The 24,270-nt window shown below is 70.0% G+C and carries 23 protein-coding genes and 3 pseudogenes; 11 read left to right on the top strand and 15 right to left on the bottom strand.

Going from position 1 to position 24,270, the window contains the following annotated elements; translation table 11 throughout:
* Positions 1-24: 24 nt before the first annotated feature.
* Positions 25-486, bottom strand: a complete 462-nt coding sequence (locus tag ACIRR9_RS52990; RefSeq protein ID WP_403768329.1) for a hypothetical protein — start codon at positions 484-486, stop codon at positions 25-27.
* 197 nt (positions 487-683) lie between these two features.
* On the opposite strand from ACIRR9_RS52990, the gene ACIRR9_RS52985 reads away from it, so the two are divergent.
* The 3 genes and pseudogenes from ACIRR9_RS52985 to ACIRR9_RS52975 all read left to right on the top strand — a co-directional run.
* Positions 684-1,448, top strand: coding sequence for an IclR family transcriptional regulator (locus ACIRR9_RS52985; RefSeq protein ID WP_403768326.1), 765 nt, complete (start codon positions 684-686; stop codon positions 1,446-1,448).
* A gap of 353 nt (positions 1,449-1,801) precedes the next feature.
* Positions 1,802-2,068, top strand: a complete 267-nt coding sequence (locus ACIRR9_RS52980) for a hypothetical protein (protein WP_403768323.1) — start codon at positions 1,802-1,804, stop codon at positions 2,066-2,068.
* Between the two features lie 960 nt (positions 2,069-3,028).
* Positions 3,029-3,227, top strand: a pseudogene (locus tag ACIRR9_RS52975) (aminoglycoside phosphotransferase family protein); the annotation flags it as partial.
* A 273-nt stretch (positions 3,228-3,500) separates the two neighbouring features.
* On the opposite strand, the gene ACIRR9_RS52970 reads toward ACIRR9_RS52975, so the two are convergent.
* Positions 3,501-4,148: a hypothetical protein gene (locus ACIRR9_RS52970; RefSeq protein ID WP_403768321.1), complete on the bottom strand. Its 648-nt coding sequence runs from the start codon at positions 4,146-4,148 to the stop codon at positions 3,501-3,503.
* An 83-nt stretch (positions 4,149-4,231) separates the two neighbouring features.
* Here ACIRR9_RS52970 and ACIRR9_RS52965 point away from each other — a divergent pair, with 83 nt between their 5' ends.
* Positions 4,232-4,939 (top strand): hypothetical protein, encoded by a 708-nt coding sequence (locus ACIRR9_RS52965; RefSeq protein WP_403768319.1) that lies wholly within the window; start codon positions 4,232-4,234, stop codon positions 4,937-4,939.
* Between the two features lie 184 nt (positions 4,940-5,123).
* Here the strand turns inward: ACIRR9_RS52965 and ACIRR9_RS52960 are convergent, their stop codons facing one another.
* From ACIRR9_RS52960 to ACIRR9_RS52950, 3 genes are all read right to left on the bottom strand, one after another.
* Entirely contained in the window at positions 5,124-5,306 is a 183-nt protein-coding gene (locus ACIRR9_RS52960) for a hypothetical protein (RefSeq protein ID WP_403768316.1), read from the bottom strand.
* 93 nt (positions 5,307-5,399) lie between these two features.
* Positions 5,400-6,368 (bottom strand): alpha/beta hydrolase, encoded by a 969-nt coding sequence (locus ACIRR9_RS52955; protein ID WP_403768313.1) that lies wholly within the window; start codon positions 6,366-6,368, stop codon positions 5,400-5,402.
* A gap of 33 nt (positions 6,369-6,401) precedes the next feature.
* Positions 6,402-6,977 (bottom strand): TetR/AcrR family transcriptional regulator, encoded by a 576-nt coding sequence (locus tag ACIRR9_RS52950; protein WP_403768310.1) that lies wholly within the window; start codon positions 6,975-6,977, stop codon positions 6,402-6,404.
* Between the two features lie 298 nt (positions 6,978-7,275).
* Between ACIRR9_RS52950 and ACIRR9_RS52945 the strand changes: the two genes are divergently transcribed.
* Positions 7,276-8,493, top strand: a complete 1,218-nt coding sequence (locus ACIRR9_RS52945) for a PP2C family protein-serine/threonine phosphatase (RefSeq protein ID WP_403768365.1) — start codon at positions 7,276-7,278, stop codon at positions 8,491-8,493.
* A gap of 1,368 nt (positions 8,494-9,861) precedes the next feature.
* Here the strand turns inward: ACIRR9_RS52945 and ACIRR9_RS52940 are convergent.
* From ACIRR9_RS52940 to ACIRR9_RS52930, 3 genes are all read right to left on the bottom strand, one after another.
* On the bottom strand, positions 9,862-10,095 hold the full coding sequence (locus tag ACIRR9_RS52940; protein ID WP_403768307.1) for a hypothetical protein: 234 nt from the start codon (positions 10,093-10,095) through the stop codon (positions 9,862-9,864).
* An 18-nt stretch (positions 10,096-10,113) separates the two neighbouring features.
* Complete coding sequence (locus ACIRR9_RS52935; RefSeq protein ID WP_403768304.1) at positions 10,114-10,926, bottom strand: hypothetical protein; 813 nt, start codon at positions 10,924-10,926, stop codon at positions 10,114-10,116.
* A gap of 266 nt (positions 10,927-11,192) precedes the next feature.
* A complete protein-coding gene (locus tag ACIRR9_RS52930) occupies positions 11,193-12,344 on the bottom strand; it encodes an ROK family protein (protein WP_403768301.1) in 1,152 nt (383 codons plus the stop codon).
* 186 nt (positions 12,345-12,530) lie between these two features.
* Here ACIRR9_RS52930 and ACIRR9_RS52925 point away from each other — a divergent pair, with 186 nt between their 5' ends.
* Positions 12,531-14,981: a glycoside hydrolase family 3 C-terminal domain-containing protein gene (locus ACIRR9_RS52925; protein WP_403768298.1), complete on the top strand. Its 2,451-nt coding sequence runs from the start codon at positions 12,531-12,533 to the stop codon at positions 14,979-14,981.
* A gap of 74 nt (positions 14,982-15,055) precedes the next feature.
* Positions 15,056-16,708: a carboxylesterase/lipase family protein gene (locus ACIRR9_RS52920; RefSeq protein ID WP_403768295.1), complete on the top strand. Its 1,653-nt coding sequence runs from the start codon at positions 15,056-15,058 to the stop codon at positions 16,706-16,708.
* A 565-nt stretch (positions 16,709-17,273) separates the two neighbouring features.
* On the opposite strand, the gene ACIRR9_RS52915 is transcribed toward ACIRR9_RS52920, so the two are convergent.
* The 4 genes from ACIRR9_RS52915 to ACIRR9_RS52900 all read right to left on the bottom strand — a co-directional run bounded on the left by ACIRR9_RS52915 (position 17,274) and on the right by ACIRR9_RS52900 (position 20,009).
* Positions 17,274-17,513, bottom strand: a complete 240-nt coding sequence (locus ACIRR9_RS52915; RefSeq protein ID WP_403768293.1) for a helix-turn-helix domain-containing protein — start codon at positions 17,511-17,513, stop codon at positions 17,274-17,276.
* A 247-nt stretch (positions 17,514-17,760) separates the two neighbouring features.
* The gene (locus tag ACIRR9_RS52910) at positions 17,761-18,258 is read right to left on the bottom strand and encodes a DUF6292 family protein (RefSeq protein WP_403768290.1); all 498 of its coding nucleotides are present in this window, start codon (positions 18,256-18,258) and stop codon (positions 17,761-17,763) included.
* Between the two features lie 7 nt (positions 18,259-18,265).
* A complete protein-coding gene (locus tag ACIRR9_RS52905; RefSeq protein WP_403768362.1) occupies positions 18,266-18,613 on the bottom strand; it encodes a hypothetical protein in 348 nt (115 codons plus the stop codon).
* 139 nt (positions 18,614-18,752) lie between these two features.
* A complete protein-coding gene (locus tag ACIRR9_RS52900; protein WP_403768287.1) occupies positions 18,753-20,009 on the bottom strand; it encodes a multicopper oxidase family protein in 1,257 nt (418 codons plus the stop codon).
* Between the two features lie 62 nt (positions 20,010-20,071).
* Here ACIRR9_RS52900 and ACIRR9_RS52895 point away from each other — a divergent pair, with 62 nt between their 5' ends.
* A complete protein-coding gene (locus ACIRR9_RS52895) occupies positions 20,072-20,287 on the top strand; it encodes a hypothetical protein (RefSeq protein WP_403768284.1) in 216 nt (71 codons plus the stop codon).
* A gap of 39 nt (positions 20,288-20,326) precedes the next feature.
* Here the strand turns inward: ACIRR9_RS52895 and ACIRR9_RS52890 are convergent, their stop codons facing one another.
* From ACIRR9_RS52890 to ACIRR9_RS52880, 3 genes and pseudogenes are all read right to left on the bottom strand, one after another.
* Positions 20,327-20,632: a hypothetical protein gene (locus ACIRR9_RS52890; protein WP_403768281.1), complete on the bottom strand. Its 306-nt coding sequence runs from the start codon at positions 20,630-20,632 to the stop codon at positions 20,327-20,329.
* 114 nt (positions 20,633-20,746) lie between these two features.
* Positions 20,747-21,097, bottom strand: a pseudogene (locus tag ACIRR9_RS52885) (IS5/IS1182 family transposase); the annotation flags it as partial.
* Positions 21,098-21,103: 6 nt separating this feature from the next.
* Positions 21,104-21,364 (bottom strand): annotated as a pseudogene (locus ACIRR9_RS52880) (class I SAM-dependent methyltransferase); the annotation flags it as partial.
* 437 nt (positions 21,365-21,801) lie between these two features.
* On the opposite strand from ACIRR9_RS52880, the gene ACIRR9_RS52875 reads away from it, so the two are divergent.
* From ACIRR9_RS52875 to sigJ, 3 genes are read left to right on the top strand one after another with little or no spacing between them, the layout of a single operon-like run.
* Positions 21,802-22,497 carry an NAD(P)-dependent oxidoreductase gene (locus tag ACIRR9_RS52875; protein WP_403768279.1) on the top strand — a complete coding sequence of 232 codons (696 nt, stop codon included), beginning with the start codon at positions 21,802-21,804 and terminating at the stop codon, positions 22,495-22,497.
* 45 nt (positions 22,498-22,542) lie between these two features.
* Entirely contained in the window at positions 22,543-23,217 is a 675-nt protein-coding gene (locus ACIRR9_RS52870) for a hemerythrin domain-containing protein (protein WP_403768276.1), read from the top strand.
* A gap of 56 nt (positions 23,218-23,273) precedes the next feature.
* Positions 23,274-24,152 (top strand): RNA polymerase sigma factor SigJ, encoded by an 879-nt coding sequence (sigJ, locus tag ACIRR9_RS52865; protein WP_403768273.1) that lies wholly within the window; start codon positions 23,274-23,276, stop codon positions 24,150-24,152.
* The last annotated feature ends 118 nt before the right edge of the window (positions 24,153-24,270 follow it).

The raw sequence follows: 24,270 nt of genomic DNA, 5'->3' as shown, positions 1-24,270 counted from the left end.
GAGGAGGCCGGAGGTGGGGCGGGGTCAGGCCCGGGTGACGAGGTCCAAGGGGGCGGAGAGCTCGATCACCGGGACCTCCCAGGGGTGGACGTCGGTGAGGCGGGCGAGGAGCAGGGCCAGTTCGTCGTCGCCGGCCGTGGCGTCGACGTAGGTGGTCACCGCGAGCGTCGAGGAGAGGAAGCGTCCGCCGACCGAGCCGAGGGTGGGCCGGGCGCCGGTACGCACGGTGAAGCTCTCCACGCCGAGGGCCACCTCGAAGACATCGCCGTAGACGCCGAAGTCGCCGAGTTCGGGCGAGGTCTCCAGGACCCGCAGCAGCGGGGCGAAGGACTCCTCGGCGCGCAACGCGTCCAGGTCGCCCGCCGCGCACGCGGCCAGGGTCTTGGCCGGGACCGGCCAGTGCACCTTGATCGCACGGACCGTGCGGCGCCGTACGGGCTTCCGTCCCGGTGCGGTGGCGTCCGGCGTGATCGTCGTCGTGGCCATGCGTTCTCATCCCTCGGCATTCGGCGGCGGCTGGTACGAGGATGTTAGGCGTGCATTAAATGCACGGCAAGATGCAGATGCTGCACATTTCCTGGTGGTGTGGAAGGTGACGCTAGAGTGCGGAGCGGTAGGCCACGGGGGCGACGGCCCCGGTGGATGCCGGTACCGGCACGACGGAGGAGCGCGTGGACCCGAGCGTGAACTCAAGCGTGACCAAGGGCCTGGACGCCCTGTCCGAGCTCGCCCGCAGCACGGCCGACGGCCGACAGCACGGCTCCGCCGTGACCGTCTCGGAGCTGGCCCGGCAGATGGGCCGTGACCGCAGCCAGCTGTCCCGCACGCTCACCGCCATGGCCGCGGAGGAGTTCGTCACCCGCGACGACGCCTCGGGCGGTGTCACCCCGCACTGGCGGCTCTACGCCGCGGCGCGCGACCTCACCGCGCACCGGCTGCGCACCGACGGGCTCACCGCGCTGGAGGGGATGGCCGCCGAGACCGGCGAGAGCTGCTACCTCGGTGTCCTGGCAGGCGACACCACCGTGACCATCGCGGAACGGGTACCGCCGGGCAGCCGCCAGCTCGGTTCCTGGATCGGCCGCCCCTACCCCGCCTACTGCAGCGACTGCGGCCAGGCGCTGCTGAGCGACGCCGCCGACGACGAGGTGGCCGCGGTCTTCGCCCGCACCGAGTTCGTCCGCCACGGCCCCAACACCCCCACCGGCCTCGACGACTTCCTGCGGCGGCTGGAACTGACCCGGCGGCGCGGATACTCCGTCGTCGACGAGGAGGCCGAGCCCGGCCTGTACTCGGTCGCCGTGCCGGTCCGCGACTTCACCGGCGAGGTCGTCGCCGCCGTACAGGTCGTCGGACCGCGACGGCGCCTGGAACCGAAGACGGAGGACTGCGTGGAGGCCGCCCTGCGCGGAGCCCGCCACCTCGAAACAGCCCTGCGCGGGAGCTGAACGGAGGCCGCCGCCCGGAGACCGCCCCGCGCGGAAGCCGAGGAAGGGCCGCGACGGCGCCTGGAACCGAGGACACAGGACCGAGTGAAGGCCGCCCTGGGCGGAGCCCGCCCTGTGCGGCGGCCGAGCGGATCCGGACCGCCCCGGAACCGGCCGCGCCGCCCTCCTGCCTTCAGAGCTGCCGTCAGCGGCGACAGGACGGGCCCGGCCGGCTGCCGGCCACCAGCAGGCCGCAGACCCGTACACCCACCCCAGACCACAGGCACACCCCCAGCCCGCCACACCGACCAGACTTGCGCACCCACCCCTCACCAGAACCCAGACCCGCACCGACTCGCAAGCGACCTGTCACCGTGGACACGCCTGGCCTGCCCGTGATGATCACGGTGACGCCCGCCGACATCCAGGACCGCGACGCCGCCCGCGACGTCTTCCGGCACCTGCGCCTCACCCAGCCGCAGATCACCCAGGCCCGGGCCGACCCAGGTCACGCCGGCGACCTCGTGGACCGGGCCCGCGAACACCTCCGGCCCACCCAGCGCACCACCTCCAGGCCCAAAGTCACCAAGGGATTCGCCGTCCTGCCCCGCCATCGGAAAGCCGAGCCCAAGAACGGCTGACGCATGAACGCCCGCCGCGACACACACGACAACGAACGTCTCCCCCAGCACTCCGAAGCCCACCCGAACCGGGCACTCATCGCCACGATGACCCGACGCCCCACCCGCACATGCCCCCGCACCAGCGAGCGGACGAAGAAAACCCGTGCCTGATCAGGAGCAGCTCGTCACCTGACTGAAAGGCGTTGCATCCCGACCCGCGCACGCCGCCCTGCCGGTCACAGCAGCAAGGAAGAAAAACACCTGATCAAAGCCGTCAGTACGTCGCCGTGATCCGCTGCGCGGGGCCGTCCACGCCGGCCCTTTCGCCGTAAGGGATCACCAGCTGGGGATCGGTGTGCCCAGAGCCGACATCGAACACCGCCACGGCGTACCGGGCGCACGCAGCACTGCATCGCGCCGCTCGGCGCCGCTTGCCCTCGCATCCCGGCCGGTCTGGTGCTGATCTACGGCTGGCGCTGCACTATCTGGTCGCTGGTCGACTTCCGCGATCCTGCGGGCGTTATGTGGTGCAACCACGAAGGCGAGTGCCGGCCGCAGGGCGTGGACCTCGCGGAATGGCTGACGGGCACCCTGGCAAGAACCCTAACGGTGGAAACACTGCTGGACAGCCGGCCCACTTCGTAGACCAGCTGCCCCCACTGTCCTGAGCCGGTACTTCTCCTTCGCGCTTCCGGGACTTGACCCCACGACCACTTCGTCACGCCATAACTTGGGCGCACGCGCTTCCTTGGGTTGCTATACCTCCCACCTGCGCTGATTGATCACAGATGTCCGCACTTGTCCGCCGCCGCCCGCTGGCGTTGTCACGCAGTTAGGACTCCTACCAAAAGTGCTGGGCTTGGCCTGGCCAGCGGTCGGTGTCGTGCACGAGGCCGCCGGGCAGCGGGATGCAGTCAGCCGCGCAATCGCGCGCGATAAACCCGGCGACGTCGACGGTTATCCGGGATATTGGGCGCCATGGAGGAGGTCAAGGTCGTCGGCGCCCATTCCGAGCGCGCGACCCTGCGCGTCGGCGACGTGTTCCTGAAGGTGGACGCCGATCAGGCACGCATCGACGTCCAGGTCGAGGCGGTGAGGCGATGACTTTGGCGCCGGTCCCGACCCGGAAGTCCTGTGGCACAAGCCGCCCGTGCTCGCGATCGCCGCGGCCCCGGGGTGTGATGAGCGAGGTGGTTGGCACCTGGGCGCGGCATCTGTCACTCCTGCGGCGCCCACAACGTGCGCAGTGAGCTGTGACACGACAGTTGGCGCCGTGTCACGAGGACTGGAACCGCCATGGGTGACAGAAAGCTCGAAAAGTCAGCGTATTTTAGGCCGGTCGTCACGACAGCGAGCGGGACCGGATCAACCGAGACGACGCCGACCATCCACACTCCCGGGACCAGCGGGTGAGATTGTCGGCGCCCCGGCGCCGCTCAGTCACAGCCCCCTATGGCTGAGTGGGTCCGGCTGACGGAACGCGTTGTCGGCGCAGCAACAGTCCTGCGGGCCGCCACAGGGCGAAGGCCAGGCCGAGGCCGAGCGGGATCTGCAGGAACCGCTGGATCACCGGAGGCCCGGGCTTGTTCCCCCGCCTGAGCGGGGCACTGCCCTGCGGATCGACGGTCACCGCGTAAGTGCCGCCCACCACCCACTTCCAGCCCATGAGCCCGTTCTCCTCGATCGGAGCCAGCGGCGGGCCGTCGAGGACGGTGACCGTGCAGAGGGGGTCGCTGTCACCCATGCCGTCGCCGGCGGACCACTGAATCTGTCGGACCTTGACGTGTTCGGTACGCCCGTGCTGGTGCAGTACCTGCTGATCCAGCTCCCGGTTCTGCAGGAACAGCACCCCGAAGAGGCACACCGCACACAGCAGCCACCGGAGGTCCAAGTACCAGCACGCACACAGGAACACGCAGCCGAGGCGGAGCGCCAACGCGCACAGCGCCTCGATCCACGGGGCGTGCGCGACGAAGGCCATGCGCACGATCAGACGTACGACCGCCCACAGCGCCAACCTTGCGCCGGTGCTTGCGGCGCCTACCAGCACCCGCCGGCCCACGCCTGTCCGCCCTTTGCCTGCTTCGTCCGCGCTCATCCTCCCCCCTGCCTTCGACGAAACCGCCGACTTGGTGGTGCACGCGTTCCGATGTATGGATTGTTGAACGATCCTCCAATAGGATGGTTCAACGTCCCATCGTCTGCTTCGCGGACGCGGAACGGCGGCAACCAACCGGAGGGCTGTGGGAGATGAGCTGGCATCAGTTCGAACAGGTCGACGACCACGGGCGGATCCTGTTCAGCGACGACCCCGCGCTGCGGCTCGGGCGCGTGCTGATGGTTCTGGACACCGCGGAAGGCGCGGTCACCCTCGATCACATGCAGACACGTCACATGCCCACTGCCCTCTTCGAGTTCCGTCGCGCCGTGGGCGTGGGCTACTTCGGGTTCGTCATGCCGAGGGGAGCCACGCTCGACGACATGCCCGAGGAACGGCAGATCGAAGGCGCCATCCTGTTCGGCATGAGGCGCCTGCCGCCCGAGTTCTCCGACCTGCGCTTGATCCCTGGATGGGAGCTGCACGAGATACCCGATGAACAGCCCAAACTGGAGCAGCGCTTCGGATACACCTACTCCCGGCTGGAACTACGGACGCCCGACGGTGAGATCTACTCCCGGACCTGGGTCCCGCACGACCCCGAGTGGGCGGCCGCCGCCCTGCGTCACGGATACGTCGTGTGCCTGTGCGGCGTGGAACTGGGGATCCGCGCACCGTATGCGATGACCGAGGCGCAGCACACCGCGCGCATGCGCTACGAGGCCTTCCGCCGCGGATGCGCGGTGGGTCTGACAGTGGGCGGATTCGTCGCCTACGTCGACCACCGCTGACGCGCAACACCGAGCCGGCACGCATCGAGCACGAATCGGGCCGCGACGCGGCGTCCGAGCGGGCCCTGCGGACGATGTGAGGTCGACGTGCTGAAATCCCGGCTGTGAGGCTGTGCGGGCTCGGCTGCTACGAGTGCGTTCTGACGCATCGAGCAGGCCATCTCCTCAAGGACATCGCCTGCCCTCACTCCCAGCAAAGTGCGGTGCGCAGTCGTCGCCAGCAGATGACGGCGCAGCCGAGGGTGACGAACGCGCGGTGGATGTCGTCGCGGATCTCCCAGCGGGTACGCAGGCGACGGAACCAGTGCAGCGGCTCACCGCCGGACGCCGCTGAACAGAACCGGCCGAGTTCCACCGTTCGCTGCACAGACCCGAATTGATGGCGCTGCGAGGGAGTATCGGTGTGGACGGCAGAACGGTGGTGGGAGAGTTCGGCCGTCCACGGGCCGGGCCGGTTCGGTCACGTGGTGTGCTTGGTGACGAAGGCTGCGATGGCGTCTTGCATCTGCTGCAGGCCGGGCTCTTCGAGGGGGTAGTGGCCGGCGTTGTCGAGCATGACGGTCTCGACGGGGACTTTGGTGATGCGGGAGAGCACCGGGAGGCTCAGGTGGTGTGGGCTCCACCGGTCCTCGGCGGGCTGGGTCAGCAGCACCGGGCAGGCGTCGAAGTCGCCGGGTTCGACTGCGGGGACGTAGTTCATGTAGCGGTCCAGGAAGCGGATGCTGACCCAGTTCGCGGCGGAGGTGCGGTCCTTCATGAAGACCTTCATGGCCGCCGGGCTGTTGGCGAGGGCCGACATCTTTCCGGCCAGGCTCATGGGGTACTTCATCGAGGCTGCCGGGGTCCTGGCGAACAGGCTCATCGCGGGGACGCCCGCGCGTGCGGTGAGCTTGTCGTGGGAGGTTTCGTCGCGGACCTGCTGGTCGCGCTGGTCGAGGAAGGTCATGCCGACGATGCCGGCCAGGGTGCCGCGGGGGGCCTTGGCGGCGACGTGGTAGGTGAGCATGCCGCCTGCGCTGAGCCCGTAGAGCACGATGGGGCGGTCGTCGCGGGCGCGTTCGTGGGCGAGGAAGTCGACGACCAGGTCGACCCAGTCGTCGTAGGAGGGGGTCGTGCCCGGCTTGACCTGGGTGAGGCCGTAGCCGAGGTTGTCCAGGGCGACGGTCTCGAAGCCGCGGGCGGCGAGCGGGGCGCCCAGGATGAGGGACATCTGGCGTCCGTTGGTGCCCACACCGTGGTGCAGGACGACCTTGGCCTTCGCTGCGGGGTTGGGGTAGCGGTCGAGGTGGACGCGGTGTCCGCGCCAGGTCCAGAACTCTTCCTCGGGCACGGTGTCGTCGGTCAGGCGCAGGCGGGCGGGCAGGAACTGTTGCAGATCGCGCCATGCCTGCTGGTCGCGGTAGTGGACGGGGGCGGGGGTGGTGCTCATGGTGATGCCTTCCGGCTGCGGCCTGCTGGCGGGTCAGGCGAGAGGTGAGGGGGCGGGGCGGCTCAGCGCGCCGCGGGTGATCATCTGGACTCCGGCTTTGAGGTCGCGGCGGGCCGCTTCGGTATCGCGCAGGTCGTCCTCCAGGCCCCGGGTGAACGTGAGCAGCACGCCGGCCGCCTGCTGGGCGGTATCGGGGATCACGGCGGCCAGGGCTGAGGTGACGAGCTCCGCCAGGTGGTCCATGTAGGAGGTGACCAGCTCGGGGGTGTGGGCGGTGGCCGCGGAGAGCAGTTCGTAGGCGTGGGCGGGGCTGTCGCTCCACAGGCGGATGGCGACCTCCAGTTTCACCGTGAGCACACCGAGCACCTTCTCCTCGGGCGTGCCCACGGCGGCTGCCGCCTGCTCGGCCGCCCTCGCGGCTTCCTCCAGCCTCGTCCGGACGACCTTCGCGAACACGTCGTCCTTGGTCCCGGCGTACTTGTAGACGGTGGGACGCGACAACTGCGCCTCGTCGACGATGTCGGACATCGTCGTGCGCCGGAAGCCGTTGCGGCAGAAACAGCGGTAGGCGCTGTCGAGCACGACCTGAGAAGACGGAACCTTCGACATGGCTACAAATTTAACACTCACACGCAAGAGTGTAAATTCTGCTGTCGGCCGCCGGGGAGCAGCCGCTTTCGAAGAGCGTCATCAGCGCGGGCAGTCTCCTGCTTCATGACCGCCTGCTGTCTTGCGTCAACCGGCGTCAGGTCGCCTCCGTCCTGTTCGAGGAAGCAGTGGTCCGGCTGACGGAGCCGGACTCCGGCCACCTCTACAGCCTTCAACAGCCCTCGCCGCGGCCGCACCCGGCGCGATCGTGCCTGACGTGAAAGACGTCGGGATCGGTGTGAGACTGGGCACGGAGGGGGTGATCCCCTTGTCGGACCCGCTGCACGCCTCCGCCAGTACCGACACCGCCGTCGATGAGAATCGGCTGGAAGAGCTGATCATCGAGGCACAGACGGCCCTGCCGGTCGAACTGCCCGCCCTGGCGAACCGGTGCGCCTCGGCTCTCGGCCTGGACTCCGTGCTGATCTACCTCGTCGACCTGCAACAACTGCTGCTCATCCCACTCGACGAGACCTCGGAGTCGCTACCGGTGGCCGACTCGTTGGCCGGCTGGGCGTACCGCACCGTCTCCCCGCGGGTGGCCGACGCCGACGACGCCGTGATCGTCTGGATGCCTCTGGTCGACGGTGCGGAGCGGCTGGGGGTGCTGGCGGTGCGGACCGCCTCGCTCGACGGGGCGCGGATGCGCCGCAGCCGTATGCTGGCCCATCTGCTCGCCATGCTGATCACCTCCAAGCGCGCCTACAGCGACTGGCTCACCGCCCGCACCCGCACCGCGACAATGCGGTTGCCCACCGAGATGCTGCGGGCCTTCCTGCCACCCCGCACCATCGGCAGCAGCAGGTGCGTCTCCACCGCGGTCCTGGAACCGGCGTACGACGTCGCCGGCGACGCCTTCGACCACTCGGTGGTCAAGGACGTGCTGCACACCCTGATCCTCGACTCCATGGGTCACGATCTGACCTCCGGTCTGACCGCGTCGGTCGCCATGGCTGCGGCGCGGAACGCCCGCCGCGGCGGTTGCGACCTGGCCGACGTCGTCGGGTCCGCCGACCAGGCACTCTCCCGATGGCTGCCCGACCAGTTCTGCACTGGCGTGCTGTGCCGGCTCGACGCGCAGACCGGGGTGCTGCGCTGGGTCAATTGCGGTCACCCGCCGCCGCTGCTGATACGTGCCGAGCGAGTGCTCGACGGGGCGCTGGACAGCCCCCCGCAGCCGCCGATCGGCCTGGCCGGCCAACTCGCCCCGGCAGCCCGACAGGTCCACGAGACGACACTGGAACCGGGCGACTGCGTGCTGCTCTATACCGACGGCGTTGTAGAAGCACGCGACACGGACGGCGCGGAGTTCGGCCTCGACCGGTTCACCGACTTCATCATCCGCTCCTCCGCCGCCGGCCAGCGCCCGGCCGAGGTGCTGCGGCTGCTCATCAACGCCATCCTCGACCACCAGCGCAACCAACTGCGGGACGACGCGGCCATCCTGCTCTTCGAATGGCGCCCGCAGCACCGGTGACGGGCATGGCGCCGAGCCTCGCTGCTTGTACGCCGTCCTCGCCCGAGCCGCACATCAAGATCACCGCATCGCGCCACCGTCGAAGAATCCGCTCCGACACCCCGAGGGCCTCCTTCTGGCCGCTCAACCTTCGATGGCACGCTCTCCGCCTTCGGCGGCACAGGACACGAGGCTTGCGCGGCCAGGTGGGGCGCGGTGTAACAGCTCTTCCAACCGGGACGCTGCTGACCGGCGGAGGCCCGGACACCGCACCCGGCCCCTGCCTACGCCTTGTCTGCCCGTCCCGGCCGCACTCGCCGAGCAACGACCCGGAAGTGCCTGCGCTCCAGGGAATCAAGCAGAGCCGATCGCCACGCCTCACGCATGCCTGGCGTTGCGGTGGCCCACCGGTCAGCGCAAGCACCAGGACTTGCGGAGCTTGCCGTCGTCTCCGTCATCGTGCTGCCCACCCCGCACCGGCCGCGCACCCCGAGCGTCCGGACGGGTTGTACCCGTGCTCCAGGGGCAGTGACACCGGCCTGCACGGCCAAGACCACCGCGGCGACGGCGAACACCCGTCGGTCCAGCGGTACGGTCCCCCCGCCGACCTCTCCGTCCGCACGCCGCCCCACGTCCGCCGCGTCCGCCATCCCCGCTACCCCCCGGTCCTCGGCCCCTCGGACACGTCGTCCGCGCGGCCGGCCCGGCGCGCACACTCCCGGGCCGCTCGTACCCTACGCACCCGGTCCACGCGCGGTGAAGCGCCCTCGACCGACGCTTCCGGGCGGCCCCTCGGATCGGGCTCGTGGCAGCCTGAGCGGCCCTGCCGGATGGTGGCGGCATGGCAAAGACGGCGGCGCCGTCCCCGCCGGGCCCGGTGAACTGATCGTGCATGGCCAAGACCTGGACGCGGTGGGCGAGGTAGGTGCCGGCCAGGGTGTCGCCGGCTCCGGTGATCTGCCGGACGACCGGCACAGCGGCGGGCGCAGCAAGGTGTGGGGCGTGGTCGTGCAGGAGAACGCTGGCTGGGCGGGGGCCGTCGGTGATGACGGTCTCCGGGCAGGGCCTTGGGCTGCCGTGCTGGGTGAGGAGTGCGTGTTCCTGGGCGTTGACGAAGACCGCGGCCGCGTGTGGGAGCCAGGCGTGGCGGCGGGGATGAGCTGGGGGCGCTGGGGAGGTGGAAATCCAGGCTGAAGGGGCGGTCGTGCTCGGTCAGCGCTTGGAGTACGGCGGGAACGTCCAGGGGACGGCGGCAGCCGACGTGGAAACGGGCGCGGGGGGGCGGTCGATCAGGTGAAGAGCGTGGGTGGTGAGGTGCCTGGCGGCGCCGTAGTCGGTGGTGACGGTCGTGACCGCTTCCGCTTCGTCGTAGTGGATGGCGAACGCGGCCTACGGCCCGGGGCCGCGGTGGACGAGGCTCCAGTCCAAGGTGGGGAGGCGCGGGTCTTGGGTCAGGCCGTCGAGGTCGTCTCCGACGGCGGCTGCGGGCGCGGCAGTCAGGCCGGCGCGGGCCGCTGCGGCGGCCAGGTGGAGGGCGGCTCCGTCGAGTTGGTGGACCGGCGGGTGGCCGGGGCGGTGGATGTGGTCGAGGGAGATGTTGCCGATCACGATGGTGCGTTGCATCGCGGCTCTCCCCCTGGGTCAGGTCCGGGTGTGCGTGCAGTGGGTCAGGGCGGGGCAGGTGGGGCGGCGCGGGCACAGGCGGGCGGGTGGCTGGTTGAGGTAGAGGCGTTTGAAGTAGACCAGCACCAGGTGGGTCCACCAGGTCGGTGCCGCCTCGGCCGGGATGGTGACGTTCTGGCCGGCGGCGAGGGTGCGCAGGGCGTCGGTGTGGCGTGCGACGGCGTGTTCCAGCAGGGTGCGCAGGTGTTCGTGGGCGACGGGGCCGGAGGGGAGGGTGAAGCCGAGGGCAGGAGCGAGCTCGGTGGCCATGCCGGAGTCGACGGGGATGATGCCGCAGTGGTAGCCAAGGGCGTAGAGGGCGGCGCACCGGGCGACTTTGCAGGAGGCTCCACGCACCTCGCGAGCGAAGGGGGCGATGAACGTCGCCGCGTCCCAGGCGGTTGGGTCGGTGCCGTCCTTGTCCCAGCGGGCGAGGGTGTCGGCCAGGGAGCAGAGGTAGGTCGGGCGTGCTTCGGTCAGGCCGAGCGGGGCGACCAGGTCGTGGGCCTGTTCGTGGGCCTGGTCGTCGTCGAGGTCAGTGAGGGAGTCGAAGCCCATCGCGTCGGCGCGGGCGAGGACGGCCGCGTAGGTGTCGACCATGCGGTGGTTGATCCGGGTGGACGAGCCGGCTGCGAGCATCCGCATGCGCGGGTCGGTGAAGGTGGGCGGCCACCAGCGGTTGTCGTCGTGGGCGGCCTCCACCTCGGCGCGGACGCTGTCGAGGGCGGCAGCGTGGGTGGCGAATGCGAGGACGCGGTCGTCGCTGCGCTTGCTGGGTCTGGTGAAGTTCACGGCGCTGCTCCTGGAGCGGGCGGAGGAGTGGAGGAGTGGAGGTGGCGAGGGCGAGGTTGGAGGAGATCACCGGGATATGCAGCCGCTCCTGCAGGCTCGCTGCGGCGTTCAGGGTGCGCCAACCGGTGCACGACAGCACGAGTGCCTCGGCCTCGGCGAGCACGGCCGGCGGCAGTGCGGGCCTGCCGGTGAACCGGTATGACGGCAGCTCATCGTGGTCGTGGGCCGAAGCCGGGAACTCCCGGCAGGCCCGTCCGCCCCTCCGGTCAGCCCTCGGCTCGCCGGATTGCGCCGCGCAGGGCGATGTCACGGGCGAGCGTGAGACTGCCGATCAGCTCGGCGCGGGTGCCGAGGGCGGACGCGACGACCAGGACACGGTTGTCGAAGCCCGGTTGGGCGAGCCGTTCGATCGAGTCGCGGACGCCGCCGACGAATGCCTCGCCCGCCTGGCTCATCTCGCCGCCGATGATGACGGCCGCGGGGTCGAGCAGTGCGCACAGATTGGCCAGGACGCGGCCGAGGGTACGGCCGGACTCGGCGAAGATCTTCCGGGCCACCGGGTGGCGGGCGATCTCCGGAAGCCGGGACCGCAGGTCGGTGTCGCCCGGGTAGAAGTGCCGGACCTGCTGGAGCACTTGGCGGACCGAGACGATGGTCTCCAGGCAGCCGCGGTTGCCGCACCGGCACCAGTCTCCGTCCGGGATCATCTGAGTGTGCCCGATCTCGCCCGCGGCCCCGAAGCTGCCGCTGACCGGGATCCCGTGGACGATGAGACCCGCCCCGATACCGTCGGACGCCTTGACATAGATGAGGTTGCCGCGGTTGTCGGTGGCACCGTGCCGGTGTTCGGCGAGGGCTCCGAGATTCGCGTCGTTGTCGAGGGAGACCATCAGTCCCGTCCGGGAGCCCAGTTCGGCCGCCAGATCGAGCCCGGACCAGCTGGAGAGGATGGTGGGCGAGGCGATCGCCCGTTTGTTCATGTCCAGCGGCCCCGGTATACCGACGACGCACGCCCTGACGGGCCCGTCGACCGTGAGCCGTACCTCCTCCGTCGTCTTCCGGATCATTTCCGCCGTGACGTCCAGGGCTGCGGTCGGCCGGGTGTCCACATCGATCGCCACCCGCCGCTCGGCCCGGATGGTCAGGTCGAGGGTGGCCGCGGCGACGGTGAGATGCCGGTGGCTGACGTCCACTCCGACGATCGCGCCCGGCGGATAGCACGGCCGCAGCCGACGGCCGGGGCGCCCTCTGCCGCCCCCGGTCTCCCCCTGGTGCTCGGTCAGTAGTTTCTCGGTGAGGAGGTCGCGGACAATGGCCGTGACGACCGGACGGCTCATGCCGAGCGCCGTCTGCAGTTCGGGGCGCGACGCGCTCCCGTGCCGCCGGACATGGGCCAGGACCTCGTCGCGTGCCGACACGTGTCACCCCCCTTGCGAGGGCGTCAATTTATGTCTGGCAAGTGCGGAATTCCAGAGGGTTGACGCATCGAATGTGCGAATTTAACCTCCTTGAACGTTCGATCTTTTATAGAGCCACCTGCTTTGACTCGAATTCTGTCCAGCAGAGACATAAATCGTCGAGCACTTCAGTGGTGAGGAGTCCGCATGGAGGTCGATCGGAGACCGGTACGACGCCACGGCAGCCGTTTACGCCATACGGCGCTGATCGCGGTAGCGAGCGCGGTGCTCCTTGCCGGGAGCGTGGCCGCGGCTCCCGGCGCCTCGGGCGCGGGCAACGCGGGCGTCACCGTCAAGGTGTCCGCCCGCGTCGCCGCCCTCATCGCCCGGATGACGCTTGACGAGAAGTTGTCCTTCGTTCATGGCGGCACCGACCCCCGGACGTTGGGGCAGGCCGGATACATCCCAGGGGTGCCCCGCCTCGGCATCCCCGAACTGCGGCTCACCGACGGCCCGGCGGGCGTCCGGGTCAACGAGCACGCCACCGCGATGCCGTCACCGGTCGCCCTGGCCTCGTCCTTCGACGACAGGCTCGCCCGGGAGTTCGGCCGGACCGTCGGACGCGACGGGCGTGCGCTCGGCCAGGACGTCCTGCTCGCGCCCATGACGAACATCATCCGGGTGCCGTACGCGGGGCGGAACTTCGAGACCTTCAGCGAGGACCCGCTGCTCAGCTCGCGCATGGTGGCCGGCGAAGTCACGGGCGTCCAGAGCCAGGGCCTGATCGCCACCGTCAAGCACTACGCGGAGAACAACCAGGAAGACAACCGCATGGGGGTGAACGTCAACGTCGACGAGCAGACCCTGCGTCAGATCGAACTGCCCGCCTTCGAGGCCGCCGTCAAGGCCGGCGCCGGGGCGGTGATGTGCTCGTACAACTCGGTGAACGGCAGCCACGGCTGCGGCAGCGACGAGCTGCTCGACTCGATCCTCAAGGAGCAGTGGGGCTTTACGGGCTGGGTCATGTCGGACTGGGGCGCGACCCACGCGACGACCGACATCGTGAACGGCCTCGATCAGGAGATGCCGAGCGGTGTCTACCTGGGCGAGGAACTGAAGACCGCGATAACCGACGGCACCATTCCGATGTCGGAGTTGAATGATTCGGTCGCGCGCATTCTGCAGCAGATGGCGAAATTCGGTCTCCTCGACGGCGCGGCGGCCCGGCGGCCTGCACGCGACCCGAAAGGCGGCGCACAAGTCGCCCAGAGGGTGGCCGAATCCGGCGCGGTCCTGCTGAAGAACACCGGCGAGGCGCTTCCGCTGACCGGCAGGGACACCAGCATCGGACTCATCGGCCCGACCGCGAAGACACCGAAGGTCACCGGCGGCGGCAGCTCCAACGTCGTACCGGACTCCGCGGCCTCGCCGCTGGACACCATCACCCAGCGGGCCGGCCGACACACCACGGTGCGCTACGCGGCCGGCGGCGACAACACCGGCGTCCCCATCCCCGCCTCGGCCCTCAGCCCCGCCCTGCCGGTCGACGCGGACGGCACGATCCCCGTCACACCGGACGCCTCCTTCGACTACAGCGGCACCCTCACCGTGCCCACCGACGGCGACTACTCCTTCGTCTTCGACCTCCCCGCCGCCTACGGCCTGCTGAAGATCGACGGCAACAGCGTCATCACCGGCTTCCTGGGCTCCAGCAGCGCCACGGTGCACCTCACAGCGGGCACGCACAGCCTGGCGGCCGGTGCCCTCGCGATCCAGGGTGGGCCGACGAAGGTCCGGCTGAACTGGGTCACCCCGCAGGCCGCGCAGGCCGCGCGCGAGCAGGCGGTGGCCCTGGCCCGCCAGGTGAAGACCCCCGTCGTCTTCGCCTACGACGACGGCACCGAGGGCTTCGACCGGAAGAACCTCTCCCTGCCGGCCGACCAGGACGGGCTCATCTCCGCCGTCGCCGACGCCAACCCGAACACGATCGTCGTCCTCAACACCGGGTCGTCGATCACCATGCCGTGGCTGACCAAGGTCAAGGCGGTGCTCGACATGTACTACCCCGGAGAGAACGGGGCCGAGGCCACCGCCCGGCTGCTCTACGGCGACGTGAACCCCTCGGGCAAGCTCACGCAGACGTTCCCCGCGAGCGAGTCCGCGACACCGGTCGCCGGCGACCCGCTCAGGTACCCGGGAGTGGAGAATCAGGAGAACTACTCCGAGGGCGTCTATGTGGGCTACCGCTGGTACGACAAGGAGCAGGCCGCCCCGCTCTTTCCGTTCGGCTACGGCCTGTCGTACACCTCCTTCGCCTACCGCGACCTCGCGGTACGGCAGAGCCACGGCGGGCTGACCGTCTCGTTCACCCTGAAGAACACCGGCGCCCACGACGGCGACGAGGTCGCCCAGGTGTACCTCGGCGCGAGCCCGGGGACCACCGCGCCGCAGGCGGTGCGCTCGCTCGGCGGCTACGAGAAGGTACATCTGCGCGCGGGGCAGTCGAAGACGGTACGCATCCGGGTCGACGCCCAGCAGCTGAAGTACTGGAACACGTCCTCTCACGCCTGGGTGCTCGGCACCGGGAAACGGGACGTGTGGGTCGGCTCCTCGTCTCGGACGCTCCCCCTGCACGGCAGTGTCGGCGTCGCCCGCTGACCGTCCGGTTCCTCGCCCACCACCACGGGTGCCGGCCGCACCGCCGCGGCCGGCATCCCGCCAGAGAGGTCCCCATGACTGCGAGCAGAATCCGTACTGCCCTGGGCGGTGCGCTGATCCTGTCCATGACCGCCGTCGGGCTGCTGCCCGCGACGGCGTCCGCCGCGGCGTCCGTGACGGCGTCCGTGACGGCGTCCGTGGCGGCGTCCGCGAGTGCGCCGACCGTGGTGCCCACCGACAAGGGCACCGTGCGCGGTGCCCTCTCCCAAGGCGTCGAACGGTTCCTCGGTATCCCCTACGCGACGGCCCCCACCGGCTCGCTGCGCTGGAAGCCGCCGCGGCCCGCGGCGCGCTGGACCGGCGTTCGGGAGGCCACAGCCTTCGGCAACCCCTGCCCCGTACTGCCCAGCGGTAACGGCCCGCGCAGCGAGACCGAGGACTGTCTCGACATCAACGTGTGGCGGCCGGCGGGAGTGCGGGCCGACGCCCGTCTTCCCGTGCATGTGTTCATCCATGGCGGTGGCCTGACCAACGGCAGCGGCGCACAGAACGACGAGTCGAAGCTCGTACGGGAGACGGGAGCCATCGGCGTCTCGCTCAACTACCGGCTCGGCGTCTTCGGCTTCCTCGGGCTGTCCGCCCTCACCAAGGAGGGCGGCGAGTCCGGCAACTACGGCTTCATGGACCAGCAGGCCGCGCTGCGCTGGGTGCAGCGGAACATCGCGGCCTTCGGCGGGAACCCTGCCGCGGTCACCATCGACGGCGAGTCCGCGGGCGGCTGGTCCGTCTGCGGACATCTGGTGTCACCCGGCTCCCGCGGTCTGTTCGCCCGCGCCATGATCCAGAGCGGCTCCTGCCCCAGCGAGCCGCAGACTCAGGCCGAGAGCGCCGGAACGGCCTTCGCCCGCCAGGCGGGCTGCGACGGCACCGACCAGACGGCCGTCCTCGGCTGTCTGCGGTCGGCTTCGGCGGGTTCGCTCCTCGACGCGAGCCGGACCTTCTCGGCCGCCTTCGTGGACGGGACGCCGACGTTCCCGGTCAACGTACGCGAGGCGGTGGACAGCGGGCGGTTCGCCCGAGTGCCCGTGGTCGTCGGCGCCAACCGTGACGAGGGCCGCACCTTCGCCCAGGGTTACATAGGGGCGGGTAAGGAGGCCTACCTCGCCTTCGTACAAGGCCTCGCCGGGGGCCGTGCCGACGAGGTCCTCGCCCGCTACCCGTGGCCCGAGACGTCCGACGCGTACACCGCGGCGTACCTCGTCGGCGCGATCATGACCGATTCGGGGTTGATCGCGGGGATCGGCGGGTGCGGGCAACGCTCGCTAGTGCGGACCTTCGAGCGCTACACCCCCACCTACTCGTACGAGTTCGACCACCGGACCGGGCCCGGCCTGACGCAGATACCCGGTTACGTCTGGGGAGCCGGCCACGCCGCGGAGCTCGCCTACGTCTGGCCCAGCTTCGACAACGGCACGCCGATCGCCCCGCTGTTCAACGCCGACGAGCGCCGCCTCGCCCGCGAGATGACGCAGTACTGGGGAGCCTTCACGAAGACCGGCCGACCGCACGTCGCCCGGCAACCGGCCTGGCCCGCCTACCGCAGCGGCAAAGGGGTGACGCTGTCACTGCGGGCGGGGGGCAGGAGTGTCCTGATCGACGACGACCGGTACTCCGCGGAACACCAGTGCTCGTTCTGGGACACCATGCCGGTCGCACAAGGCTCCTGAGTCGACGCCCACATCACCACCGCCACCCGCGCCTTCTCCGCTGTCCTGACCGTCTCCGCTGTCCTGACCGTCTCCGCTCTCGTGGACCGTCTCCTGCGGTCCGCGAGCAACCGGATCACGTACAACGATCCGGAGCGCCCGGTGAAGGTGACCGCGCTGCACAGCGGCACGGTCGTCCACTCCGGCACTCGGCAGGCCTTGCCGGCTCGGGTGGCGGGTGCTGTGGTCAGCGTCCAGCGGCTGAAGGCGGCGTACCGCTACGCGAACTCACCGGCATCCACTGCTTGTCCGACGGCGGTGGCGTTCTCACGGACGTCTCGGACCGCCGGCACCAGCGGCTGCGTACCGGGAGGGCGCCTTGGACGGATCGGGCTCGGTGGACAGGCCGTGTGACGCATCCGCGATCAGAGGTCAAGAGCATATGAACCAGCCTGGCCTGACGCGCCGCCGCGCCGGCCGGTGTCGTGGCCCACTCCCCGGGGCAACGGCACCTCGGTGCCCGACAGGAGCAGTCCCGCACGCGATCACGATGCCCGACCGCCGCTGCGAATACCGCCAAGGTGCGTCAGGCCGAGGCCGACACCGACCTTCTGGTCTCGGCGACGCTCTGCCCGAACTCGGCGCGCAGGGTACGGCTGAGATGGGGGGCGTCGAGGATGCCCCAGCGGGCGGCGATCGTGGCCGCGCTGCGATCGGCCAGGGAGGGGCCGCGGAGATCGCGCCGGATGCGTTCCGGACGTCTGCTGCGGATCCACGAAACCAATGTGACGTCGCGTCGGCTCAGCACCTTGCACAGATAGCGCACCGAGATATGGTGCGCGCCACTGACTCGGGAGACAGCTGCGGGTCGGAGAGCCGGCCGAGAGGGCCAGGGACACGAGGGCATCGGCCCGGTACGGCGCTCCCGTGCCGGCGATGGCCGTGATCGGGACGCACGCGTTCTGGGACCAGATCGCGGGCCCCGACCGTCCTGACGCCCGCAGTCGGCTCAAGCCCGCCTTTGAGGAGAACGAGGGCAGCGCGGCTGCGGCGTAGTACGGCGGTACTGGCGTTCACCCGTCCGTCCAGACGCCGCCAGGTTTATTGAGGGTGGCGCGGAATCTTTCGATCGTGTCCCGCACGTGAGGTGCCCCGGTCCACTCCGCACCGTACTCGCCGGTGGGCATGCGCCAGATGCGCACGTACTGCTCAGCCACCGCGGCAACGTCGTCCGGCGCCGCGAAGACGCGGTGCAGTGCGGCGATCGGCCGGGTCGGTGTCGGGATGGACGGGCTGGCGCCGAGCAGGGCGTAGGCCCAGCCGGTACCCTCCTGCCATTTGAATCGCAGGCCGCCCACTCCGGCGGTGCGGCTGATGTCCCACACGAGCACGAGGTACATCGTGCGTCCCTGCTCGCGGTGGGTGCAGTCGGCGCGGACGGTGCCCGGCGGAAGCCCCCGCCCGACGAGAGCTTCGTCGACGGCCTGCAGGTAGGGCCAGTGCGGCAGCTGCTGTGCCGCGTCGGGGAACCACCCGGGCGGGTTGAGGATCACGGCTGCCTCCAGTGGCATGGGCGGGTCACGATGCGCGTCGGAAGGTGGCGGAGGGGCCGATCACGTGCGGGCCGAACTTGTCGCGGATCTGATCCACCGCTCCTTCTGCGACGAGGCGGTCCTCGCGTACGCCATCGAGGCTGATCTGCTGGGCAACCTGGCCGGCGTCCATGAGGTCCTCGCCCCTGAGGGTGAGACCGGTCAGGCGGCCGCGCTGAAGGCCGGCGGCATCCATCAGCTGGTAGGCCAAGGTGTGCAGATGGTCCTCGTGTGCCGACGGCTCGCCGAGGCGGCGGGTCTTCTCCCAACGGGTGTCACCGGCGAAACGCAGGGTCAGGGTGAGGGCGCGGGCGGCCTGGCCGCGGTCGCGCAGCCGGCGTCCGAGCCGGACGACCAGAGCGAGCAGGGCGGCGCGGACTTCGCCGCCCTGACGAACCGATGTCAGTGAACACCGAGGTTAGTAGTTGGCTGGGTGGCTGCGGAGCTGCGTGATCGGCGCGAGGTCTTCTGGTTCACTCCGTGACAAAGTCGGCCATCATCGCCATGTCCTCGTGCTCAAGGTTGTGGCAGTGCAGCAGAAACCGCCCCGGGTAGTCGGTGAAGCGCGTGACGATCTCCACGGACTCGGCGGGACGCAGATCCACGGTGTCCTTCCAGCCCGCGTCGTACGGTCCGGGCGACCCGCCGTTGCGGGCGGTCACCTGGAAGTGGTTCAGGTGCAGGTGCACGGGGTGGTGGAAGTCGGTGACGAACCGCCAGACCTCGGTGGTGCCGAGACGGACGGTCGCCAGCGGTCTGCCGGGCTCGTAGGGGCGGCCGTTGATGGTCCATCCTGATCCGCCCCGCCGCTGGAAGTGGAGGGTACGGGTCGCTGCGGCCTGCTCGGCCCGTGGCGCGGGGATCGCCGAGAGCCGGTCCGGTACACGGGAGTCGTCGGCCGGAGGCCGGGCACCGGAGACGTCGAACCGCATGACGACCGCCGTGCCGCCGCTGCCCAGGCGGTTGACCAGCCGCACCCGGGTGCCGGGCCGGTAGCGGGCGAAGTCGACGACCACGTCGAAGCGTTCGCCTGGGGTGATGTCCAGGGTGTCGTGCGCGAGCGGCCGCTCCAGCAGGCCCCCGTCGCCGCCTATCTGCACCAGAGCGCCGCCGCCCGGCGGCGCGGGGTCGAGCGCCAGTCGGTAGCGGCGGGCGTTGGAGCCGTTGAGCAGCCGCAGCCGGTAGCGCAGGCGCTGGGTTTCGAGCACAGGGCAGGGTGCCCCGTTGACCAGGATGACGTCGCCCAGGACACCGTCCATGTACGGGTCGGTGACGCCCGCCGTGCGCTGTCCGGCATCGAGCGCCGGGTACTGGAAGGAGCCGTCGGCGGCGAAGGACCGGTCGGCGATCAGCAGCGGGATTCCGCGCTCCTCGGCAGGCAGGGGCAGGCCCTCCTCGTCGTCGTCGTGGACCAGGTGGAACCCGGCGAGCCCGTGCCAGACGTTCGGTCCGGTGAAGCCCATGCGGTGGTCGTGGTACCAGAGGGTCGCGGCCCGCTGCTTCATCGGGTACGTGTACGTGCGCTGCCCGGAGGCGGTGTCCTGCGCGCCGCCGGCCCCGGGCATGCCCGGCATCCTGTCCGTGCCTGCCGTGTTGTTGTGAGGCAGGATCAGCGCGGTCGGGTAGCCGTCGCTGCTGTACGGGGTGTGCCCGCCGTGCAGATGGGCCACGGTCGGACGGGGCAGCTCGTTGCGGTGCCGCACCACCGTCCGGCGTCCGGAACGGGACACGATGGTCGGCCCCGGGAACGTCCCGTCATAGAGTCCGTCTGGCCGACGTCCACGGCACCGGCATGCTCGTGGACCAGGTCGATCTCCAGGCCGCCGAGGACTTCGCTGTTCTCGGCGCTGGTGAGCGGGCCGCGTTGGGTTCGGCTGCGCTGCTGGGTCATCTGCCCAAGAAGGTGGCGGACCGCGCACTGTGGTGGCAGCGGCACCTCGTGGAGCTCCTGACCGGCTCGCCGCCGGATGCCCCTGCGGGCACCCGGCCCCGGCCCGAGTACTCGTAGGGCGACGCGCGAGCTGATGCCCGATGTCAGCGACCGAGGTTACGGTCGCGGCAGGGTGAACAGCCCTTGCTCGGTCTCCGTCAGGATCCCGCGGTCGGCCAGCCGCTTGAGTTTCAGCCGGACGTTGTTGACGTTGTTGGGCGCGATCTCCAGATCCATCGCCTCGCAGACCGCCCGCGCCCGCAGCGGGGCGTCGGCCGCGGCGAACACCGCCATGATCTGCTGGTAGGCCGGATGGTCCGGCAGCTTCGCGGCCGGCGGCGTCGGCGGGGACGGATCAGGCAGCGCCAGCAGGGTCTTGCGGGTGATGCGTACTTCCTCGGCGACCCGGTCGAACTCCTCCAATCGCGCGGCGAGTTCCGCGATGCGTCCCCCCGTGGCCTCGGCCCTGCGCGGCGATCTCGCGCTCTTGCTCCTCCAGGCCCGCCAGAACCGCTCCCAAGGTCAGGTCGCTGCCGCTCATGCGCCGCGCCAGGTGGGAGCGGAGGTCGCGGTGAGCATCCGGGCCATCCGGTCGCTCATGGCCCGGTACACCCTCGCCTCGGCGGAGGCGGGCCGGTGCTCGTAGTCCCGTACCAGCCTGCGGTGCAGCATCATGATCCCGTTCACCTGCTCCACCACCCACCTCTTGGGCTGCGGGACGAACCCCCTGGCTGCCGGGTTGCGCTCGACGACTTCGACGTCGATGCCCACCATCTGCCCGTGGCCGACGACGGCGGTCTTGAACCCCTGGTCCACCAGGGCCTTGTGCACCGTGTCGGTGTCGGCGGCGGCCTTGTCCAGCAAGGCGATGCCGGCGACGTTGTCGTGCGCGAGCACGCGTGCTGTCTCGGCCAGCGCGTCCGCCCGATCGCCCACCGAGCAGAGCACGAGCGAGGCGACGACCGCGTCGAACTCGCCGTCCCTGCCAGGCAGATGACCCGCCTCGCCCGCGACCACGGCCACCCGCACCGGCGCGGCCGCCGCGGCCTGCTCGGCGACCGTGCGCAGGGTGTCGTCGGGTTCGAGCGCGACGACCTCGCTCACCTCGGCGGGATAGTGACGGAAGTTGCGCCCCTGGCCGGCTCCGACCCCCAGGACGCACCCGTTCAGCCCTTCGAGCAGACGGTCACGGTACTCGACGCCACCGCGCTGGTCCGAGACCTTCGCGATCTTCAGGTACTGCCGCGGGAAACGCGCAGTCGTGTTGCACGGACCGTCGACCAGTCCATGCTCGGCGCAGTGGCTGCGCCGCAGCCGCTCGGGACTGGTCGCGGTGATGACAGGGTTTGTGTGGTCTCCCCGAACGGCTACAACGCCGCCGAACTGATTCGATCGGTGTCTGCACCGTGGACGCCCGCCCGTGGCATGCGGCGGTCCGAGACGCGGCCCGAGGAAACCAATCGACCAGCACCGACCGCTCGATCGAGGCTGCGCTGAAGTCTGGCTGTCACGTTTGTGCCGTGCGATCCGACTTCTTGTACGAGAGGGCCCGGAACGGCCGTGCCGGAACAGGACAGGACGAGGAAGCGGACATGCGGATCGTCATCTTCGGCGCGAACGGCGGCACCGGCCGCCAACTCGCCCAGCAGGCACTCAAGGGCGGCCACGAGGTCGTTGCGGTGACGCGCAACCCCCACAGCTTCCCCATCGCGGCCACGCGCTTGACGGTTGCCCGAGCGGACGTGCACGACCGGGCAGCGACTGCGCGGGTTGTCGAGGGCAGTGAGGTGGTGCTCTCCACGCTGGGGGTGCAATTCAGCCGGAAGCCGATCACGATCTACAGCGACGGGATCGCGTCCATCGCCGATGCCATGACGACCCACGGGCTCAAGCGGTTGGTAGTGGTGAGCTCGGCGGGCACTGAGCCGACTCGGCACGCCGACGGCGGGTTCCTGTTGAACCGGGTGATGCAGCCCATGGTCACCCGGACGATCGGCAAGACGACGTACGCCGACATGCGCCGCATGGAGGCCTTCTTGCGCCAGTCCAGCCTGGACTGGACGGTCATGCGTCCTGGCGGCCTGTTCGACGCGGAGCAGCCCAGTGACTACGAGCTGGCGGATAACCGCTCCGAGCGAGTGTTCACCAGCCGCGCCGACCTGGCCGCGTCGATGCTGGCCCAGGCCACCAGCCGGGTGTGGATCGGCAAGTTCGTCGCGGTCAACACCACCAAGGGTGCTCCCACCGTGCTGCAGATGATCCGCCGCGAAGCGTTCGGCAGCTACTGACCACGACCGGCACAGACAACCAGCAACCATCGGCAGGAGACACTGATGAGGAACCACCACCCCGGAGTCACCGAAACCAGCACCGCGGCGTGGGAACGTCGCGCAGCCCTGGCCGGCCCGGTCGATTTCACGATGATGTACGTCGCGCACGACGCCTTCAACCGCGACCTGGACCGGCTGCTGGACGCCGTCGCGGACGGACGCGGCCACTCCCCTGCGGTCGTCGCGACCTGGCAGCTGTTCAGCAAGCAGCTACACACCCACCACGCTGCCGAGGACACCGTGCTGTGGCCGCGACTGCGGGCGGCGGTCACCGATCCTGACGAGCAGCGCATCCTGGACGACATGGAAGCCGAGCACGCCTCGCTCGACCCACGCGTCGAGCAGATCAACGCCGCCATCGCCGATCAGAACACCAAGGCGCTCGAACGAGAACTGTCGGTCCTGGCCAAGGGCCTGTCGGCGCACATGATCCACGAGGAGTCCCAGGCGCTGCCGCTGCTTGAGCGTCGGCTGGGCAAGGCCGGCTGGGATGCCTTCAGCAAGGAGATCCGTGACCAGCAGGGCGGGATCAAGGGCGCCGCGGAGTACCTTCCGTGGGTGCTCGACGGCGCCACCGAGCAGCTGAAGACCCAGGTCCTCAGGCTCCTGCCTGCGCCCGCACGCGTCGTCTACCGCAGGGCTTGGGAGCCCAAGTACCGCAAGGCCGCGCGGCTGTGAGGGACGAGACTGTCCGCGATGCGACCGGGCCACAGGGCAGCCAGGAGCAGACGGGCATGGATGATCTGGATTGGTTCGCAGAGCAGTTCGCGGCCCACCGCCCGCGACTGCAGGCGGTGGCCTACCGGATGCTGGGCTCGCTCACCGAGGCCGACGACGCCCTCCAGGAGGCGTGGATCCGTACCACTCGCTCGCAGAGCAGCAGCATCGACAACATCAGCGCGTGGCTGGTGACCCTTGTCGGCCGGGTGTGCATCGACATGCTGCGCAGCCGTCAGTCCCGGCGCGAGGACCTGGTCGGCACCTGGCTGCCCGAGCCCGTTGTCAGCACCAAAGAGACCCACGATCCCGAACAAGCCAGCCTGCTCGCCGACTCCGTCGGCCTTGCGCTACTCGTCGTGCTCGAGAGCCTGGAACCGGCCGAACGACTCGCATTCGTCCTGCACGACATGTTCGGCGTCCCCTTCGACGAGATCGCCCCGATCGTGGACCGAACACCCGTCGCCGCCCGCCAGCTCGCCAGCCGGGCCCGCCGCCGGCTACGCGGAACGGTGACGATGCCCGACGCCGACCTGCCCACCCAACGGCGCGTCGTCGACGCGTTCCTCGCCGCGTCCCGAGCCGGCGACTTCGAAGCCCTGATCACCCTCCTCGACCCCGACGTCGTCTTCCGCGTCGACACCGGCCCCCGCCCCTGGCTCGGCCCCGCCCTCCTCACCGGCGCCCGTGACGTTGCCGAGCACGCCACCACGTTCGGACCGCGGTTCGCGACCCTGTGCCATCCGGCACTGGTCAACGGCGCCACCGGCATTATCGCCACCGGCCGCGCCGGCGTCCTCGCCGTAGTCGGCATCACTGTCATCGACGAGCACATCGCCGAGATCGACCTCATCCTCGACCCCGGCAAGCTCTCCGGGCTCACCATCGACGACTGAGTCAATACGAAGGCGGCTCAATTAGAAGCCGTATTCCTATCGATCATGAGGACGGTTCTGATCGAACAGGATCCCTTGACGGGTGATCTTGGCCGGTGGGTGCATGAAGGCAGGGCCT

Origin of the sequence: Streptomyces sp. NPDC101234 (assembly GCF_044767525.1) — a bacterium.
Taxonomy (GTDB): Bacteria; Actinomycetota; Actinomycetes; order Streptomycetales; family Streptomycetaceae; genus Streptomyces; species Streptomyces sasae.
This window is presented reverse-complemented; position numbering and strand designations above follow the sequence as displayed.